The sequence below is a fragment of the Ruegeria sp. I1 genome, from assembly GCF_056532675.1.
In genome coordinates, this window is record NZ_JBQFNM010000008.1 from 82,976 (window position 1) to 99,896 (window position 16,921).

At 57.9% G+C, this 16,921-nt stretch carries 16 protein-coding genes; 11 read left to right on the forward strand and 5 right to left on the reverse strand.

Translation table 11 applies throughout. The features are described 5' to 3' along the window. Positions 1-93 precede the first annotated feature (93 nt). Positions 94-408 (reverse strand): hypothetical protein, encoded by a 315-nt coding sequence (locus ACR0DH_RS15270; RefSeq protein WP_480500812.1) that lies wholly within the window; start codon positions 406-408, stop codon positions 94-96. Between the two features lie 206 nt (positions 409-614). On the opposite strand from ACR0DH_RS15270, the gene ACR0DH_RS15275 reads away from it, so the two are divergent. Continuing rightward, entirely contained in the window at positions 615-1,208 is a 594-nt protein-coding gene (locus tag ACR0DH_RS15275) for an HD domain-containing protein (RefSeq protein WP_480550390.1), read from the forward strand. A 14-nt stretch (positions 1,209-1,222) separates the two neighbouring features. On the opposite strand, the gene ACR0DH_RS15280 is transcribed toward ACR0DH_RS15275, so the two are convergent. The 3 genes from ACR0DH_RS15280 to ACR0DH_RS15290 all read right to left on the reverse strand — a co-directional run bounded on the left by ACR0DH_RS15280 (position 1,223) and on the right by ACR0DH_RS15290 (position 3,941). Then, positions 1,223-2,449 (reverse strand): CapA family protein, encoded by a 1,227-nt coding sequence (locus ACR0DH_RS15280; protein WP_480550392.1) that lies wholly within the window; start codon positions 2,447-2,449, stop codon positions 1,223-1,225. A 230-nt stretch (positions 2,450-2,679) separates the two neighbouring features. Next, on the reverse strand, positions 2,680-3,234 hold the full coding sequence (locus tag ACR0DH_RS15285) for an ActR/PrrA/RegA family redox response regulator transcription factor (RefSeq protein ID WP_480550394.1): 555 nt from the start codon (positions 3,232-3,234) through the stop codon (positions 2,680-2,682). Between the two features lie 83 nt (positions 3,235-3,317). Beyond that, entirely contained in the window at positions 3,318-3,941 is a 624-nt protein-coding gene (locus tag ACR0DH_RS15290; protein ID WP_480852546.1) for an SCO family protein, read from the reverse strand. A gap of 90 nt (positions 3,942-4,031) precedes the next feature. On the opposite strand from ACR0DH_RS15290, the gene regB reads away from it, so the two are divergent. From regB to ACR0DH_RS15340, 10 genes are all read left to right on the forward strand, one after another. Beyond that, the gene (gene regB, locus ACR0DH_RS15295; protein WP_480550398.1) at positions 4,032-5,429 is read left to right on the forward strand and encodes a sensor histidine kinase RegB; all 1,398 of its coding nucleotides are present in this window, start codon (positions 4,032-4,034) and stop codon (positions 5,427-5,429) included. A gap of 68 nt (positions 5,430-5,497) precedes the next feature. Then, a complete protein-coding gene (locus ACR0DH_RS15300) occupies positions 5,498-7,006 on the forward strand; it encodes a PAS-domain containing protein (protein ID WP_480550400.1) in 1,509 nt (502 codons plus the stop codon). A 41-nt stretch (positions 7,007-7,047) separates the two neighbouring features. Further along, positions 7,048-7,521: a tRNA (adenosine(37)-N6)-threonylcarbamoyltransferase complex ATPase subunit type 1 TsaE gene (gene tsaE, locus ACR0DH_RS15305; protein ID WP_480550402.1), complete on the forward strand. Its 474-nt coding sequence runs from the start codon at positions 7,048-7,050 to the stop codon at positions 7,519-7,521. Continuing rightward, on the forward strand, positions 7,518-8,522 hold the full coding sequence (locus tag ACR0DH_RS15310) for an aminoglycoside phosphotransferase family protein (RefSeq protein ID WP_480543731.1): 1,005 nt from the start codon (positions 7,518-7,520) through the stop codon (positions 8,520-8,522). The genes tsaE and ACR0DH_RS15310 overlap by 4 nt, the downstream gene beginning before the upstream one ends. Next, the gene (locus ACR0DH_RS15315; RefSeq protein WP_480543730.1) at positions 8,519-9,205 is read left to right on the forward strand and encodes a nucleotidyltransferase family protein; all 687 of its coding nucleotides are present in this window, start codon (positions 8,519-8,521) and stop codon (positions 9,203-9,205) included. The genes ACR0DH_RS15310 and ACR0DH_RS15315 overlap by 4 nt, the downstream gene beginning before the upstream one ends. Beyond that, a complete protein-coding gene (gene addB, locus ACR0DH_RS15320; protein ID WP_480550404.1) occupies positions 9,198-12,122 on the forward strand; it encodes a double-strand break repair protein AddB in 2,925 nt (974 codons plus the stop codon). The genes ACR0DH_RS15315 and addB overlap by 8 nt, the downstream gene beginning before the upstream one ends. Beyond that, on the forward strand, positions 12,119-15,478 hold the full coding sequence (gene addA / locus ACR0DH_RS15325) for a double-strand break repair helicase AddA (RefSeq protein ID WP_480550406.1): 3,360 nt from the start codon (positions 12,119-12,121) through the stop codon (positions 15,476-15,478). Before addB ends, addA begins: the two co-directional genes overlap by 4 nt. Positions 15,479-15,538: 60 nt before the next feature. Continuing rightward, positions 15,539-15,859, forward strand: coding sequence for a thioredoxin (gene trxA / locus ACR0DH_RS15330; RefSeq protein WP_170534304.1), 321 nt, complete (start codon positions 15,539-15,541; stop codon positions 15,857-15,859). Positions 15,860-15,934: 75 nt separating this feature from the next. After that, on the forward strand, positions 15,935-16,285 hold the full coding sequence (locus ACR0DH_RS15335) for a Lin0512 family protein (protein WP_480550408.1): 351 nt from the start codon (positions 15,935-15,937) through the stop codon (positions 16,283-16,285). After that, the gene (locus ACR0DH_RS15340; RefSeq protein WP_480550409.1) at positions 16,282-16,644 is read left to right on the forward strand and encodes a Lin0512 family protein; all 363 of its coding nucleotides are present in this window, start codon (positions 16,282-16,284) and stop codon (positions 16,642-16,644) included. The genes ACR0DH_RS15335 and ACR0DH_RS15340 overlap by 4 nt, the downstream gene beginning before the upstream one ends. Before the next feature lie 61 nt (positions 16,645-16,705). Here the strand turns inward: ACR0DH_RS15340 and ACR0DH_RS15345 are convergent, their stop codons facing one another. After that, positions 16,706-16,900 (reverse strand): DUF1127 domain-containing protein, encoded by a 195-nt coding sequence (locus ACR0DH_RS15345; RefSeq protein ID WP_480550411.1) that lies wholly within the window; start codon positions 16,898-16,900, stop codon positions 16,706-16,708. Between the last annotated feature and the right edge of the window lie 21 nt (positions 16,901-16,921).

Sequence of the window (16,921 nt, forward strand, 5' to 3'; positions counted from 1 at the left end):
TTTTTCCGGTCAATCACACTGTGGCTGCCCCTAGCATCCCTTGGGGCAGGTGGCAATGTAGATGTCCGAAAACGGGATGTTGCGCCACTGATACTAGCTTGGCGTGCCGTCAACTTTGACTTTCGGGATCGCTTCGAAAAAATCGGTGCCAACGGCGACAATACAGGAAATGCCGTTCGCCTGGGTCACCAAAACGGTATAACTGCCCGTTTCTTTTGAGGTCCAAACCTCCATGACCGACTGCGCGCCGCGTGTTTTCTGCAAACCGCCAAAAGCCAGCTCTTCCGAGTAGCTTTTCTGCAGCTTGGCAATCACATGCGCGCGCTCTGCACAGGTTTGGGCAAAGGCGGGCGGGGCTGTAGCGGCCATGCCAAAGGTCAGGGTAAGGGCGAATAAACGCTTGAACATAGCAAACTCCTTTCGTTTCGCGTTTCGCTGTGTGAGAGGAGCACACCGGGAGAAGCATGCGCCCCCTCGGTTTTTATGTCGGGATCGCATCGTTTCATTTCAAAGCACGAATGCTCAAGAAAACGTTGGCAGCTGGTGATCCTGACAGGTACATCATAGCAGAAAATCGTGATTTTAATGTGTCCCACTTCACAAGGCATTGCAGAATGACAACACAACCACGCGCTTGGCAAAGGATGCTATCGGGTCGCAGGCTGGACCTGCTGGACCCGACCCCTGTGGATATCGAGATTGAGGATATCGCCCATGGTCTGGCCTTTGTGGCGCGCTGGAATGGGCAGACAAACGGCGATTTTGCCTATTCCGTGGCCGAGCATTCATTGCTGGTAGAAGAAATCTATGGCCGGATCGCACCCAATGCCCCGGTGAAATGGCAGCTGGCCGCGCTGCTGCACGATGCGCCGGAATATGTGATCGGTGACATGATCTCGCCCGTCAAATCCGCCGTCGGCCCGGGCTATGGCGCGCTGGATGATCGCCTGATGGCAGCGATCCACATCCGGTTCGGGCTACCTGCCGAGGTGCCGAAGGCGGTGAAACGGCAGATCAAGAAGGCCGACAAGATCAGCGCCTGGATGGAGGCAACCCAGATCGCAGGGTTTTCCGAAACTGAGGCGACGAAGTTCTTCGGGAGGCCGGATAAGGCCATTATGGACGGTTTAAAGATCACACTGCGCCCCCCGGTTGAGGTGCGACTGGCTTACACCCGGCGGCATCAACAGCTGCTGGGCAATCTTTGAACGCAGCGTTCAAACTAATCCGCCTGCTGTTCAACCTTCTGAATGATGCGTCCTTCAGACTCGTGGGCCGACCATCGGACAGGCGTGGCGGTCACGCTTTTGATCGTCGTTTTACCTTCGGATTTTTGAACTTCCGCCTGCAATATCACGCTGCTTGCGATATCTTCATGGGCAAATCCCCAAAGCAAGCTACCCAGCGAATAGGCTATAGGCACCGTTTTGTCGGCGTCAGATTTTAGCCGATAAAGCTGAACCGGCTGGGGCACATGCGGGTGGTGGCACACGATGATATCTGCGCCAAATTCAGCCAATTCCTCAGCTGCTTTCTGCTGTGCACGGCGTGGAAACAGCTCGAATTCGTGACCCCAATGAAGGATCGCAATGACCAAATCGCATTCGACGGCCTTTGCATTTGATATCTGCGTCTTCAGAAGCTCGATATCCGGCGGCTGGTGCTTTGAGGTCAGCTTGGCCAGATTGATATTGTACCCATGTCCGTCGGGCAGCGTTTGACCGTTGGTTCCAAACGCGCAGGAGGCAAAACCGATCTTGATTCCATTCCGTTCAATCACATTGACTGCGCCGGGATCAGCCGGGGCTTTGCTTATCCCAGTCGCCATGATGTTTCGTTTGGCCAGTGTGGCCAATGTCGTTTCGACGCCTTCAACGCCCATGTCGAAGATATGATTATTTGCCAAATTCAAGACGTCTATCGCCCGCCCCTTATGGCTGGTCAATGCATCGAACTGATCCTCTGACGCACATTCAACAGGAGGGCCCGCATCGCCGATTACTTCATCCACCAGAGGTTGGGTTGTAACAGGCGATTCATAGTTGGCGATGACGATATCGTTCTTGAACAAAAGGTCTTCGATCTGTGCATAAACCTGATCCTGCGCGGGCTCAGCCCGATGCGTGCGCAGGATATCCCCGGAAAAACTCAGCGTGAGTGTGTCGACACTTTCACCCTCCGCGCGCGGCGCAAGCTGAGCATGCTTTGCTTGCATGAATTCGGACGTTTGTAGACCGGGTTCGGGCAACTGCACCGGGTTTTTGCTTTTGTAGACCCAATAGAGATTGTCCAACAAATTCATCTCCGAGACTTCGCCCGCCGCGCCTTTACGCGGGCGCGCCCAGAACCCAAATGTTTCTGCGGATTTTGTCACCAGCGCGACAATCCCTTTCAAAACGGGATTGGAAATTTTCAGCGCCTCATACGGCGTGTTGGGCAATAGGGACACTGGGGCTTCTCACTTATCGTTTCCAAACCTAGGTGCGCATGCAGATCACCAACATGCACAGGTTCTCGCGGTAGCATAAATAGGGTTAACAAAACGATACTCAGAATAATATGACGCTGTAAATCCGCTGCACGCCCAGACAAAAAAACGCGACCAAAACGGTCGCGCTGATTATTTTCACCGGTTGGCAGGGCAGGTCGACCAGACACCAGCCTGGCCATGCGAACCCGTCAGCGCGGACTGCGTTTGGCCAAAATGCGCTGCAACGTCCGACGATGCATGTTCAAACGCCGCGCGGTTTCTGACACGTTGCGATCACACAGCTCGTAAACACGTTGGATATGTTCCCAGCGCACGCGATCCGCGCTCATTGGGTTTTCCGGCGGCGGTGGCATCTCATCACCTTTGGCCAATAGGGCATTTGTGATGTCTGTGGCATCCGCTGGTTTCGACAAATAATCCGTCGCCCCGATCTTGACCGCAGCAACTGCGGTGGCAATCGCGCCATACCCGGTCAGAACCACAACCCGGCTGTCAGGGCGTTTTTCACGCAGCACTTCGACCACGTCGAGCCCATTGCCATCCTCAAGCCTGAGATCGACAACCGCATAGGCGGGCGGACGGGCGGTGGAGATGGCGCGACCAGCGGCAACGGAACCGGCGGTTTCAACCTCGAACCCGCGTTTCTCCATGGCCTTTGCCAGACGCCTTAGAAATGGCTCATCATCATCCACCAGAAGCAAGGTTTTGTCCGGGCCGATATCAAGCTGAGAAGGGTCTGCCATTCTTGGGTCTTTCGGTTATTTCATGCCTTTGGCTTAAACATGAGTAATAGCAGCGCCGCACTAAAGGTCAAACCGGCTTGTCCTCAGGATGCCTGATCGAGAAAGCAACCAATCTTGTCGGCCATTTGTTCGGCCGTGTCGTCGCGTTTGAAAAACTCCAGAAATCCATCCTCGGGTGTGACCAGATAAGTAAAGGTCGAATGGTCAACAAGATAATATTCGTCGCTTTTGTCGTGGGCCTTGTAGTAAGTTTTATAGGCCTGGCCGGCCGCTTTGACCTGTTCGGGTGATCCGGTCAGGGCAATCAACCGCTCGTGCAGGTTGAACGCATAGTCAGCCACCACTTCGGGCGTATCCCGATCCGGGTCAATGGAGATGAAAACGGGCGTCACTGATTGCCCGCGCTCGGCCAGAATATCCACCGCATCGGCATTGCGGGACATGTCAAACGGGCAAACATCGGGGCAGAAGGTGTAGCCAAAATAGACCAGCGTCGGTTCGGTGATCACATCTGTGTCAGTGACCGTCTCGCCCTTGCCATTGACCAGCTCGAACGGTCCGCCAATCGCAGCGGTCCCGCCTGCGATCTGGCTGGACCGGCATTGGGCGTATTTGTCATCCGACCCCGATCCTTGTGTCAAAAGCCACATCGCCCCAAGGCCAACAGCCAGGACAACAGTTGCGAGAATTGCATAGAGGCGAGTCATGACGAATATCCATACGCAAGGGATTGTTGATCGTTTCGGCCGGGACACCTATCAAGATGAACAGCTGATGCAACAGGACATAATCGACCCATGGCAGATTCCAATCAGACGTTTTGGCGCGGCCAGGAGCGCAGCAGCTGGATCCGGCTACGCACACTAATCCTGCTGCGCTGGGTGGCCATCGTGGGTCAAATCACCGCCATCACGGTTGCCCAGCAAACCTATCATGTGCAGCTTGAGCTCGGACTTTGCTATCTGGCCGTTGGAGTTTCGGTCCTCGGCAACCTGACGGCGATCTTCCTGTTTCCGCAGAACAAACGCCTGTCCGAGTTCGAGAATTTCCTGATGGTGCTGTTTGACCTGCTGCAATTGGCGTTTCTGCTATATCTGACCGGCGGCCTGAACAACCCGTTCGCTCTGCTCTTGCTGGGTCCGGTCACAATCTCGGCCAATGTTATGAGCACGCGCTCTACCCTGATCGTGGGCGGTGTCGCCATCATCCTTGCCACCTTACTGGCTGAATTTCACCTGCCCTTGCGCACCGATATCGGGTTCATTCTGCGCATCCCAGATATTCTTCTGTTCGGCAACTGGGCGGCTATCATCATTGCGATCGTCTTCATCGGGGCCTATTCGCATCGTGTCAGTTCCGAAGTGCAATCCATGTCTGAGGCGCTGTCGGCCGCGCATATGGCGCTGGCGCGTGAACAAAAGCTGACTGATCTGGGCGGCGTTGTCGCCGCCGCCGCGCATGAGCTGGGGACGCCGCTGGCGACAATCAAACTGACCAGCTCGGAACTGATCGAAGAGCTTGAGGATCGCCCCGATCTGAAAGATGACGCCGCCCTGATCCGTGAACAGGCTGATCGCTGCCGCGATATTCTGCGTGATATGGGGCGGGCAGGTAAGGACGATTTGCATTTGCGCCAGGCCCCGATCTCGACTGTTATCCACGAGGCCGCGGAACCGCATATTGAACGCGGTAAGCTGGTGCATTTCATCGAAGGCCCAGCGCTGGATGGGGATGTGCAGCAGCCCTCGATCCTGCGTAAGCCCGAAATCATTCACGGGCTGCGCAACCTGATCCAGAACGCGGTGGATTTTTCACGCGCCAATGTCTGGGTCGAGGCGCATTGGACCGCGGATCAGATCACCGTCAGCATTATGGATGATGGGCGTGGATATCCCTCGCACCTGATTGGCCGGATCGGCGATCCGTTCATGCGCCGAAGGCGGGCCGAGTCAGACCAACGCGCGCGCCCCGAATACGAGGGGATGGGGTTGGGCCTGTTTATCGCCAAAACCCTACTGGAACGCAGTGGAGCCGAGCTTGAGTTTGCCAATGGCGCAGACCCCTATCAGCATTTGTCAGATAATCCGGCACATCGGGGGGCTATCGTGCGCGTTTCATGGCCGCGCAAAATGATTGACGCGCAAAAAGGTGACACGCCAGTGCCATCCGGTAGCAACCAGCGCATTCGGGCGTGAGTTAATAGTGCGTTAACCAATCGGAGCAATAGTCTGATCCCAGCACGTAATCTGGCATGGGGTTTCCTATGGCTGACTGGATCATCCTGGCCTCAATCAGTTTGGTTTCATGTTGTCTGGCCGTTCAATGGCTATTGCCGCGGCGCCCGCGGCGGGATGACAGCTATGGACTGTTTTCAAACGCGTCCTTGTTTGACGCCGTCTTTCTGTTCGACGGGGCTCGGTTGATCAGCCATTCGGACATCGCTCTGGCCGGATTTGACGATGTCAAAAACTGGAGCGGTCTGCACCGCCTGTTGCAAAGGGATTTTCCCACCTTTCCTGAAACGCCTGAACTGGTGCGCGATCAAGGCAATCTGGTTGTCTCGGCCATCGACTGCACTGTCGAACGCGAGGTTTTGTGCGAATGGATCGACGGAATCGTCCGGGTGCAACTACACGAACCTACCCGACCAACCGAAACACATATGCGCGACCCCAATGACCCGATCCGGAACGCGATGGATCAGGCGCCCTATCCGGTTTGGCTGCTGGATCACAACGGACAGGTCAGATGGTGCAACACCGCCTATATTGCTGTCGCGCGCAAGGCGCGTGGCCCGGACGTGGACCTGACCGCGCCCCTGTTTTCCAATGCGGATGACAAACCGGGGCCCAGTGGCAAAGCGCGTGTCGCGGTCAAGGTTGATGATTGCGACAGCCAGCTTTGGTTCGATTTGACTCAAGTTGATGACGAACAAGGGTGTCTGTGCTACGCAGTCGACATCAACGCCATTGTCCAGGCAGAAACCGCCCAGCGCAAATTCGTGCAGACGATGACAAAAACCTTTGCGCAGCTGTCAATTGGTCTGGCCATTTTCGACCGCAACCGCCAACTGGCCCTGTTCAATCCGGCACTGATTGATCTGACGACATTGCCGCCTGACTTTCTCAGCTGTCGCCCCAGCCTCTCCAGCTTCTTTGACATGCTGCGCGAACAACACATGATGCCAGAGCCAAAGAACTACCGCTCGTGGCGCAATCAGATGAACGATCTGCTCGAAGCGGCAGAGGACGGAAACTATCAGGAAACTTGGTCTTTGCCCTCAGGGTCGGTCTATTCGGTCAGCGGACGGCCACATCCCGATGGCGCTGTGGCCTTTTTGTTCGAAGACATCACCGCCGAGATCACGTTGACCCGCCGTTTCCGGTCAGAAATGGACCTGATGCAATCCATCTTTGACAAGCTGGCAGATGCGATCGCGGTGTTTGCCGATGACGGCACGCTGGCCTTTACAAACTACGCTTATCAACAGCTATGGGGCGATCCGGCGGATGCGGGGTTTCAGGCGGAAACAGCCATGGATGTCACCCGGAAATGGCAGGAGCACTGTGTCGCAACACCTGTTTTGGGTGAGATTCGCGATTTCATCGAAATGCGCGATAACCGGGCCGAATGGACGGCCGAGATTGGCATGCGCGACGGCACGAAATTGGATTGTACCGTAACCCCAATGCAGAACGGTGCGACCATTGTCCGATTTGGTCATGAGGCTCTGATCAGCAGGCAGCCTACAATCGAACAAATCAGCGCCTGAACCGGGTTGCAGCCGCCCGGACGTGGGGCCATTGTGGCGGCATGACGATGCCGCCCCATTCCATGACCCTGGTTTCACCCGAAGACACGCTCGCATTGGCGGCCCGATTGGGGACGGAATTGGCCGTTGGCGATGTTCTGCTACTGGAAGGTTCGATTGGCAGCGGCAAGACCCATTTCGCACGCAGCCTGATCCAATCTCTGATGCAGGTGCCCGAGGACGTGCCTTCACCTACATTCACGCTGGTGCAGGCCTATAACACCACGGTAGGTGAAATCTGGCACTGCGATCTCTACCGGTTCAGCTCGGTCGATGAGGTTGAGGAACTGGGCCTGATCGATGCCTTTGAAACTGCAATCTGTCTTGTCGAATGGCCCGAGAAGCTAGGTCCATTAGCTCCACAATCCGCGCTGACCATGTCCTTTGCGATAGATCCGAATGAAACCGAAACACGGCATCTGACACTTACGTGGTCTGACCCGAAATGGACGCATAAGCTAGAGGCGATCACATGACAAACCGTGCCGTATTGGCCGAGGCCCTGATCGCGCAGACACCATGGGCTGGCGCCCAGCGCGCGCACCTGGCAGGGGATGCCTCGAACCGACGATATGAACGGCTGACCGACCCGGCGACCGGTCGGACTGCCGTTCTCATGGATGCACCACCAGAAAAGGGTGAGGATGTCGACGCTTTTGTGCGTGTCGCCGAATATCTGCGCTCGGTCGGGCTGAATGCGCCGGAAATCTACGCGGAAGATTCCGAGTTCGGCTTTCTGCTGCTAGAGGATTTTGGCGACGATCTGTTTGCGCGTGTTCTGGATCATGATCCGGGTAAAGAGCGACTGCTTTATGGGGCCGCAACCGATGTTCTGGTGCACCTGCATCAGGCGCCACTGCTGTCACTGCCATCATACGACCCTGCCCTGATGACTGACCTTTCGGCCCTGTCGTTCACCAAATACGCCCAAGGCATTCAGGGCGGTTATGACCACGCAGCGATGGACCGATTTCAAACCCGGTTTTCGGACCTGCTGCATCAGGAAACTTCGGGTCAGAAAGTTGTCATCCAGCGGGATTATCATGCCGAGAATCTGATCTGGTTACCGGACCGGGACGGCGTGCAACGTGTCGGATTGCTGGACTTTCAACTCGCGATGCTGGGGCACCCAGCCTATGATCTGGTGTCGCTGTTGCAAGATGTGCGCCGCTCGGTTTCCGCAGGAACCGAAATGCAGATGATCAATCGCTACATCACGGCCTCTGGTGCAAACGATCACGACTTCAGAGCTGCCTATGCGGTGCTTGGAGCACAGCGGAATCTGCGCATTTTGGGCGGTTTCTCTCGTCTGGCCATGGAGTACGGCAAGCCGAAATACATCGATCTGATTCCGGCCACCTGGTCTCATTTGATGCGCGATCTGGAACACCCTGCCCTGATCCCGGTGGCCCAATTGCTGCGAGACGCTTTGCCCGAACCCACGCCCGACAATCTGGCCAAGCTGAGGGCCGCATGACCGACACTCCAACCGCTGTCATGATGTTTGCTGCCGGGTTTGGCACCCGGATGGGAGGGTTGACGAAGGATCGCCCCAAACCGCTGATCGAAGTGGCTGGCCGCGCCTTGATTGATCACGCGCTGGATCATGTTGAGACGCTGGGGCCGGAACGTGTTGTGGCCAATCTGCACTACCGCGCCGATCAACTGGCGGCGCATCTGATACCCAAGGGTGTGCTCCTGTCGCGGGAAGAGCCTGAGATATTGGAGACCGGCGGGGGGTTGCGTGCTGCCTTGCCCCTGCTGTGCTCGAACCCGGTTTTCACGATGAACACAGATGCCATCTGGGCCGGTCCGAACCCTTTGACATTGCTGCAACAAGCGTGGGATCCCGAGCGCATGGATGCGCTACTGATGTGTATCCCGATTGGGCGCACGATTGGTCACGGCGGTGACGGGGATTTCACCGCCGATGCAGACGGTCGGATCACACGCGGGCCAGGGCTGGTCTATGGCGGGGCGCAGATCATCAAGACCGACGGGTTGCAGGATTTCGCTGAACCGGCCTTTTCGCTGAACCTGCTTTGGAACCGGATGCACGCGCAAAGTCGCCTGTTTGCGGTCGAGTATCCCGGCCGCTGGTGCGACGTTGGGCGACCCGAAGGGATCGCGCTGGCCGAGGGGCTGCTGGCCGATGTTTGACGCCAGCCCCCTGCCCCGTGTCTTTGCCGTTCCACCCGGCGCGGATTTTCCCAAAGCGCTGGTTGACGGGCTACGCCAGCGCAGCGCTGGCCCGCCCGAAGCACTGGCCCGCGTGCAACTGGTGGTCAATACCCGCCGGATGGCGCGCCGCGTACGGGACCTGTTCGATGAGGGGCCGCCTTGTCTGCTGCCACGGCTGTCTTTGGTCACAGATCTGGGCGAAAGCGCTGATCTGGCACAAATTCCACCCGCCATCCCGCCGCTGCGACGGCGCTTGGAGCTGACACAGCTGGTCGCCAAACTGCTGGATCAACAACCGGATTTGGCAGCGCGGGCTTCGCTGTTCGATTTGTCCGACAGCCTGGCCGCATTGATTGATGAGATGCAGGGCGAAGGTGTACATCCCGATGCGATCCGTCAGCTGGATGTCAGTGATTTGTCCGGGCATTGGGCACGCGCACAGGCTTTCATCGGGATCGCAGATCATTTCGTCGATGCGGGCGATCAAACAATGGATGCACAGACCCGGCAACGCCGGGTGGTTGAGGCCCTGATCGCGCGGTGGGCAGAGTCCCCTCCTCAGCACCCGGTCATTCTGGCGGGCTCAACTGGATCGCGGGGCACCACTTTGATGCTGATGCAGGCCATCGCGCGACTGCCGCAGGGGGCACTGATCCTGCCGGGGTTTGATTTCGACCAGCCGCGGGCGGTCTGGGATCGGTTGGATGAGGCGCTGATTTCGGAAGACCATCCGCAGTTCCGGTTCCGAAAACTGATGCGAGAGCTGGGCTTGACCCCAGATCAAATCCAGTCTTGGACAGGGGGTGAGCCCCCCTCTCGCGCACGTAACCGTTTGGTATCATTAGCCTTACGCCCAGCACCCATCACCGATGCGTGGATGTCCGAAGGGCCGCAGCTGACAGATCTGGATCAGGCAACAAAAGACCTGACACTGGTCGAGGCGGATTCACCCCGATCCGAAGCGCTGGCCATCGCCTTGCGCCTGCGTGAGGCCGCAGAAACTGGCCAGACAGCCGCGCTGATCACCCCTGACAGGATGCTGACCCGGCAAGTCAGCGCAGCGCTGGACCGGTGGAACATTTTGCCCGATGACAGCGCGGGTCTGCCCTTGCAGCTGTCACCTCCGGGCCGCTTCCTGCGCCATGTTGCGGGCCTGTTTGCCCGGCGTCTGGACGGTGAGGCGCTGTTGACCCTTCTGAAACACCCCCTCTGCCATGATGGTGGAGAGCGTGGCACCCATCTGCTACAGACCCGCGATCTGGAACTGGACCTGCGTCGCCATGGCCCCCCGTTTCCGGATCGTGTCAGCCTAACGGCGTCGGCTATCCGAACCGAAGCATCCACAGACTGGATTGGCTGGGTTGGTCAGTATTTCTGCGATCAGCAGGTTTCGGGCACGCATCCGCTTTCCGATTGGGTCAGGCGGTTATGGGATCTGGCCGAGGCGATCTCGGCTGGATCTGCCGGAGAACAGGGTACTCTCTGGGACAAAAACGCAGGCCAAAAAGCGCTGGGCGTCCTGACTGCCCTGCAAGATGAGGCGCAGCATGGCGGCCCAATGACCGCACATGACTTTACAGACCTTCTGGGGGCATTGCTGGCCGGGGAAGAGGTGCGCGACCGCGACGCACCGCATCCCCATATCATGATCTGGGGCACGCTTGAGGCACGGGTGCAAGGGGCTGATTTGCTGATTCTGGGCGGCCTGAAGGAAGGCAGCTGGCCCGAGGCCCCGGCTCCAGACCCCTGGCTGAACCGTCAGATGCGCGATAAGGCAGGCCTGTTGCTGCCTGAACGCCGGATCGGCCTTTCGGCGCATGATTTTCAACAGGCCATCGGCGCGCCCGAAGTCTGGCTGACCCGCGCAACCCGCTCGGACGACGCGGAAACCGTTCCATCCCGCTGGCTGAACCGGCTGACCAATCTGCTGCATGGCCTGCCAGATCAGGGGGGCCGGGCGGCGTTGTCTGACATGAAAGCGCGGGGGAAAACCTACCTGAGTTGGGCCAAGACATTGGAACAGGCGCCTCGGGTCGACCCTGCACACCGGCCATCGCCGCGCCCTCCGGTTGCTGCGCGACCGACCCGTTTGTCGGTGACCGAGATCAAGCGGCTGATCCGCGACCCTTACGCGATCTACGCCAAACATGTACTGCGACTAAGACCGCTTGATCCACTGGTGCAAGCCCCGGATGCGCTGCTGCGGGGGATCGTGGTTCATGAAATTCTCGAACATTTCGTCAAGGAAAGCGTGTTGGATGCCGCCTTGCTGACGCGCGAGAATTTCTTGAAACGCGCCCATGATTTGCTGGAAAAGCACGTCGCATGGCCCACCGCGCGCAAGCTTTGGCTGGCGCGGTTAGACCGAATTGCCGAAGATTTTCTGCGCGCCGAGACCGCCCGACGCGGTGATGGCGGACCGGTGGCCTTTGAAGCGGCAATGAAACTGGCGCTGACTCCACTAGATTTCACCATTGCCGGGCGCGCCGATCGGATTGACCGCAACAGCCGGGGTGTGTTGCGGATCATCGACTACAAAACCGGTGTGCCGCCGAGCGAAAGCCAGCAGGCCAAGTTTGACAAACAATTGCTGATCGAGGCGGCGATGGCCGAACAAGGGGCCATTGAAGGGATCGATCCAACAGACGTGGCCGAGGCGATCTTTATCGGGATGGGTGGCAGCTACAAAGAGGTCGCAGCCCCCCTAGTCAAAGAACCGACCGAGAAGGTCCTGACCGAGCTGAAACAGCTCATTTCCGCCTATTTAGAGCCTGATCAAGGGTTTTCATCCCGCCGGATGCTGCACAAGGACACCGATATTGGCGACTATGATCATCTGGCGCGGTTCGGTGAATGGGACCGTTCTGCCGAAACCCGACCAGAGGATCTGACATGACCGCGCGCAACGATGCAACCGAGCGGCAAGTACAGGCCGCGCGCCCCGACGCCTCGACCTGGCTCGCTGCCAATGCGGGCTCGGGCAAGACACGGGTTCTGACCGACCGCGTGGCACGACTTTTGTTGGATGGGGTGCAGCCGCAGCACATCCTGTGCCTGACCTACACTAAGGCTGCGGCCAGCGAGATGCAAAACCGGTTGTTCAAGCGCCTGGGTGAATGGGCAATGCTGGCTAACCACAGACTTGAAGGCGAATTGGTCGATTTGGGAGTAACAGGGGCGATTGACCCAGATCGGTTGGCGCAGGCGCGGACCTTGTTTGCCCGTGCGATCGAAACGCCGGGGGGGCTGAAAATTCAGACGATCCACTCGTTCTGCGCTTCACTCCTACGTCGTTTTCCGTTGGAAGCGGGCGTCAGTCCGCAATTTGCAGAAATGGAAGATCGCGCCGCAGCCTTGTTGCGTGAAGAGATCATCGAAGATTTCGCCGAGGGCCCTCAGGCGCCTCTGATCGAAGACGTCGCGCGGTTCATCACCGATACCGGATTTGACAGGCTGACAGCGGCAGTGACCCAAAGGCGGAGCTTGTTTGATCAGCCTTTGCAGTGGTCTGACCTTTTGGATCGCTTTGGTCTGCCGAATGAGTTTGATGAAAACAGTCTGCTGTCCCAGGTATTTATGGGCGGTGAGGTTGAGTTGATTCAATCGCTCCTGCCTGCGCTTATGGAAAGCGGCGGCAACAATGCCAAGGCAGCAATAAAACTGGCCGGATTCACCGAGGCGCGATTGACGCAACTGCCGCTGCTCGAAGGGGTTTTGCTGACAGGCAAGGCTGCAAAGGACCCGTTCTCTGCTAAAATCGGCAGCTTCCCCACGAAAACCGCGCGCGAAGGCGCTCTAGCCGACCACATGCCCCAGCTTGAGGCGCTGATGTTGCGGGTCGAAGCCGCTCGGGAACAGCGCCTGGCGCTGGTCGCTGCCCAGAAAACCGCCGTTTTGCACCGATTTGCAACCGCCTTCCTGCCGGAATATGAGCGCCGCAAACAGCTGCGCGGTTGGCTGGATTTCGACGATCTGATCCTGCGCGCGCGGCAAGTGCTGAACGACCCGGCAGTCGCGGAATGGGTGCTGTATCGTCTGGATGGTGGCATCGACCACATTCTGGTGGACGAGGCACAAGACACCAGCCCGGACCAATGGGACGTGATCGAGAAACTCGCGCAGGAATTCACCAGCGGGGAAGGGGCCCGGTCGGGAGTCGAGCGCACGATTTTCGTGGTCGGGGATAAAAAACAATCGATCTATTCGTTCCAAGGCGCAGACCCGCAAGCCTTTGATCGGATGCAGGCAGAGTTTGGGCAGAAACTGGCGGAATCAGGCTCTAAGTTGGAGAAATCCGAACTTGCTTATTCCTTTCGTTCCTCAAGCGCGATCCTTTCTTTGGTCAATATTCTGTTTGAAGAGCATGCTGAAGCGGGTTTTCAGGACGAGGCGCTTCACATTGCTTTCAAGGAAGGCCTGCCAGGGCGTGTCGATCTTTGGCCGGCTATCGAGAAGGTCGAGGATGATGAAGACGGCGACTGGACCGACCCCGTAGACCGGCCCGGATCGCGCCACCACACGGTTCTTCTCGCCGACCAGATTGCATCATCGATCCAGGAAATGATCGATGGCGATGTAACGATCCCCGAAGACGGTCAGGAGCCCGGCACATTTGTGCGCCGCAAAATACAGCCGGGTGATTTTCTGATCCTTGTTCAGCGCCGCTCGGATCTGTTTGCCGAGATTATACGCGCATGCAAGGCCAAAAAGCTGCCCATAGCAGGGGCGGATCGGTTGAAAGTGGGTGCAGAACTGGCGGTCAAAGACCTGGCAGCGTTGCTGAGCTTTCTCGCGACGCCTGAGGATAGCCTGTCGCTGGCCACCGTTCTGAAATCCCCATTGTTCGGCTGGACCGAACAGGCGTTGTTTGATCTGGCCCATCGACGGCAGGAAACCTACCTTTGGGCCGCATTGCGCAACCGGGCAGAAGAATTCCCCGAAACGCTCGCCATGCTCAACGATTTGCGCAGCCAAATCGACTTTCTGCGCCCTTATGACCTGATCGAGCGCATTTTGACCCGACACGATGGGCGGCGAAAGCTGCTCGGGCGACTCGGGGCCGAAGCGGAGGATGGGATCAATGCCCTGCTATCGCAGGCCTTGGCCTATGAACGGACCGATATTCCCAGCCTCACAGGCTTTCTGGTCTGGATGCAGACCGATGATCTGGAAATCAAACGGCAGATGAGCGGTGTGGGCAACATGATCCGCGTCATGACGGTGCATGGCTCAAAAGGGTTGGAGGCGCCCATTGTGATCCTGCCCGACACCGGAAAACGCCAGGCCCCGCGCGATGCCGAGATCATGGTCGCAGATGGGGTGCCGCTTTGGAAAGTTCCGGCGGATGCCTCACCCAAACTGATCACTCGGGCGCGGGAGGAGGCACGTAGTCGGGAAGAAAATGAGCGGTTACGATTGCTCTATGTGGCTCTAACTCGGGCCGAAAAGTGGTTGATCATGGCAGCGGCTGGTGATGTCGGCAAGGACGGGTCTAGCTGGTATCAAATGGTTGAGGCCGCGATGGCGCGGGCAGGGGCGACACAGCTGGAGGCAACAGATACACGCAGGTTGGCACATGGCGATTGGGATGCTTTGCCTCTGGTCGCGCATTCAGAGCCGTCGGAAACATCCCCCAATCTGCCCGATTTCTACGCGCTCCCGATGCAAGATGCGCCTGAGACCCTTGAAACCGTCAGCCCATCCGATCTGGGCGGGGCCAAGGCGCTTCCTGGTGACGCGGGCCAGGATGAAGAGGCCGCAAAGCTGCGCGGCACCCGACTGCACTTGCTGCTGGAGTATTTGCCCGGCACGGCGCACGATAGCTGGCCCGAGCTTTGCGCCCGCGTTCTGCCCGATATGCATAACGGGGAACGAAATGAGCTGCTGGCCGAAGCCGCAGCAGTTCTGACAGCCGCACACCTGCAACCAATATTCGCCCCCGATACTCTGGCCGAAGTTCCCGTGTCTGCCGACCTGAACGGGCAGCGCATGCGTGGGGTTATCGATCGGTTGATCGTGACCGACACCGAAGTGCATGTGATTGATTTCAAATCAAATGCTACGCTTCCCACAAACGCCGAAGCCTGCCCCGAAGGCCTGCTGCGTCAGATGGGGGCTTATGCGCGGGCGCTGACACAGATCTATCCTGATAAGACCATCCGCACCGCGATCCTTTGGACGCGCAGTGCTGAACTGATGTGGCTGCCACACGATCTTGTGACGGACGCGCTGGCCCGCACCCAGATATCTTGACCTTCCCTACGGCGGCACCTACGTTCTGATCCCAAGTTTACCCCATTCAGGAGACAGAATATGTCGACCGTTGCCGTTACCGACGACACCTTTGACGCCGAGGTCAAGAATTCGGCCGTTCCCGTAGTTGTGGACTTCTGGGCCGAATGGTGCGGCCCCTGTAAACAGATCGGCCCCGCGTTGGAAGAACTGGCCGCCGAGTATGGCGACAAGGTGAAAATCGCCAAAGTCGATGTGGATAGCAACCCGAACGCCGCCGCCGCCATGGGCGTGCGGGGCATCCCGGCGCTATTCATCTTCAAGGACGGCCAGGTGGTCTCGAACCGGGCAGGCGCGGCGCCGAAGGCCGCTTTGCAAAGCTGGATCGACGAATCCATCTGATCCGATTGAGATCAGAGAAAGACCAAAGGCGCCTGAACCCGGGCGCCTTTTTTGTTGAAAAACCGGAGGGGGCAGATGGCCAAAACACGGGTCTTGGTGGAATTCGGTATGGGAACCTCCCTGCGCCGGGAGGATTACACCGAAGCCGCGCGACGGGCGATCAAGGACGCGCTGTGGCATAACTCGATCAACATGGCCGAGCTGTTCGGCTTTCCCAAAGAGGCGATGATCATCGATGTCGAAATCGGTGTGCAGCAGCCCGAACGGGTGGATACTGACAAGCTGTTGGCTGTATTTCCCTATGGTACCCCCAGCATCTCGGTCGCTAAGGGTGGGCTTGATATCAAAAAGCCCGACGGGCAGGGCCGAACGGTGATCGCCAATGCAGCATTGGCGGTTTCGTTTGATATGGAGGCCGCGCAATGAGTGAACAGCGTATCATCCTTGAGATGGGGATGGGGAACGACCTGTATGGTCAGGATTACACCAAGGCTGCACGACGGGCGGTGCAGGATGCACTGCATCATTCCTCGATCACATTGTTTTCGAACCTGGGAATCAATCACACCGAGATGCGGGTCCAAGTGACGATTGGTGTGCAAAGCCCCGATCAGGTCGATTGTGATCTGGTCGCAGCTGATCTTCCACGCGGCAAAGCCGAAGTGCGCGCGGTTCTGGGTGGACAGGATGTAGTGGATAAGGCCGTTGGCACGCGACATGTGGTTGCCACTGCCGCGATTGAGGCCTTTGTGCCATCTCAGCTAGGGAAATACGTCCAAAGCTGACAATGAAAAAGCCGCTCGGGTATCCGGGCGGCTGTTCCGATTTGGCGATCCGGTCGAAGAATCAGAGCTTCGCGATATCCGCGCGAACCAAGCCAATGTCTTCAAGCTGGGTATCGCTCAGCTGAGACAGCAGTTTGCGGGTTTTGCGGCTCTCGTTCCATTCAACAACGGTTTCAAAAGCGTTCGAGAACGCGTCCACTACGTGCAGGATGGTAGCTGCTCCGAGCGGCGCATGAATATTTGCAGTGGTTGCCATTTGCGCAGTCCTTGGATTTGA

What these genes read in the sequence shown, in the direction of transcription:
- ACR0DH_RS15340 (WP_480550409.1), top strand. Translation starts at nt 16,282, where the DNA reads ATGAGTGAACAGCGTATCATCCTTGAGATGGGGATGGGGAACGACCTG.
- ACR0DH_RS15335 (WP_480550408.1), top strand. Translation starts at nt 15,935, where the DNA reads ATGGCCAAAACACGGGTCTTGGTGGAATTCGGTATGGGAACCTCCCTG.
- ACR0DH_RS15345 (WP_480550411.1), bottom strand. Translation starts at nt 16,900, where the DNA reads ATGGCAACCACTGCAAATATTCATGCGCCGCTCGGAGCAGCTACCATC.
- ACR0DH_RS15315 (WP_480543730.1), top strand. Translation starts at nt 8,519, where the DNA reads ATGACCGACACTCCAACCGCTGTCATGATGTTTGCTGCCGGGTTTGGC.
- regB (WP_480550398.1), top strand. Translation starts at nt 4,032, where the DNA reads ATGGCAGATTCCAATCAGACGTTTTGGCGCGGCCAGGAGCGCAGCAGC.
- addA (WP_480550406.1), top strand. Translation starts at nt 12,119, where the DNA reads ATGACCGCGCGCAACGATGCAACCGAGCGGCAAGTACAGGCCGCGCGC.
- addB (WP_480550404.1), top strand. Translation starts at nt 9,198, where the DNA reads ATGTTTGACGCCAGCCCCCTGCCCCGTGTCTTTGCCGTTCCACCCGGC.
- trxA (WP_170534304.1), top strand. Translation starts at nt 15,539, where the DNA reads ATGTCGACCGTTGCCGTTACCGACGACACCTTTGACGCCGAGGTCAAG.
- ACR0DH_RS15270 (WP_480500812.1), bottom strand. Translation starts at nt 408, where the DNA reads ATGTTCAAGCGTTTATTCGCCCTTACCCTGACCTTTGGCATGGCCGCT.
- ACR0DH_RS15275 (WP_480550390.1), top strand. Translation starts at nt 615, where the DNA reads ATGACAACACAACCACGCGCTTGGCAAAGGATGCTATCGGGTCGCAGG.
- ACR0DH_RS15285 (WP_480550394.1), bottom strand. Translation starts at nt 3,234, where the DNA reads ATGGCAGACCCTTCTCAGCTTGATATCGGCCCGGACAAAACCTTGCTT.
- ACR0DH_RS15300 (WP_480550400.1), top strand. Translation starts at nt 5,498, where the DNA reads ATGGCTGACTGGATCATCCTGGCCTCAATCAGTTTGGTTTCATGTTGT.
- tsaE (WP_480550402.1), top strand. Translation starts at nt 7,048, where the DNA reads ATGACGATGCCGCCCCATTCCATGACCCTGGTTTCACCCGAAGACACG.
- ACR0DH_RS15310 (WP_480543731.1), top strand. Translation starts at nt 7,518, where the DNA reads ATGACAAACCGTGCCGTATTGGCCGAGGCCCTGATCGCGCAGACACCA.
- ACR0DH_RS15290 (WP_480852546.1), bottom strand. Translation starts at nt 3,941, where the DNA reads ATGACTCGCCTCTATGCAATTCTCGCAACTGTTGTCCTGGCTGTTGGC.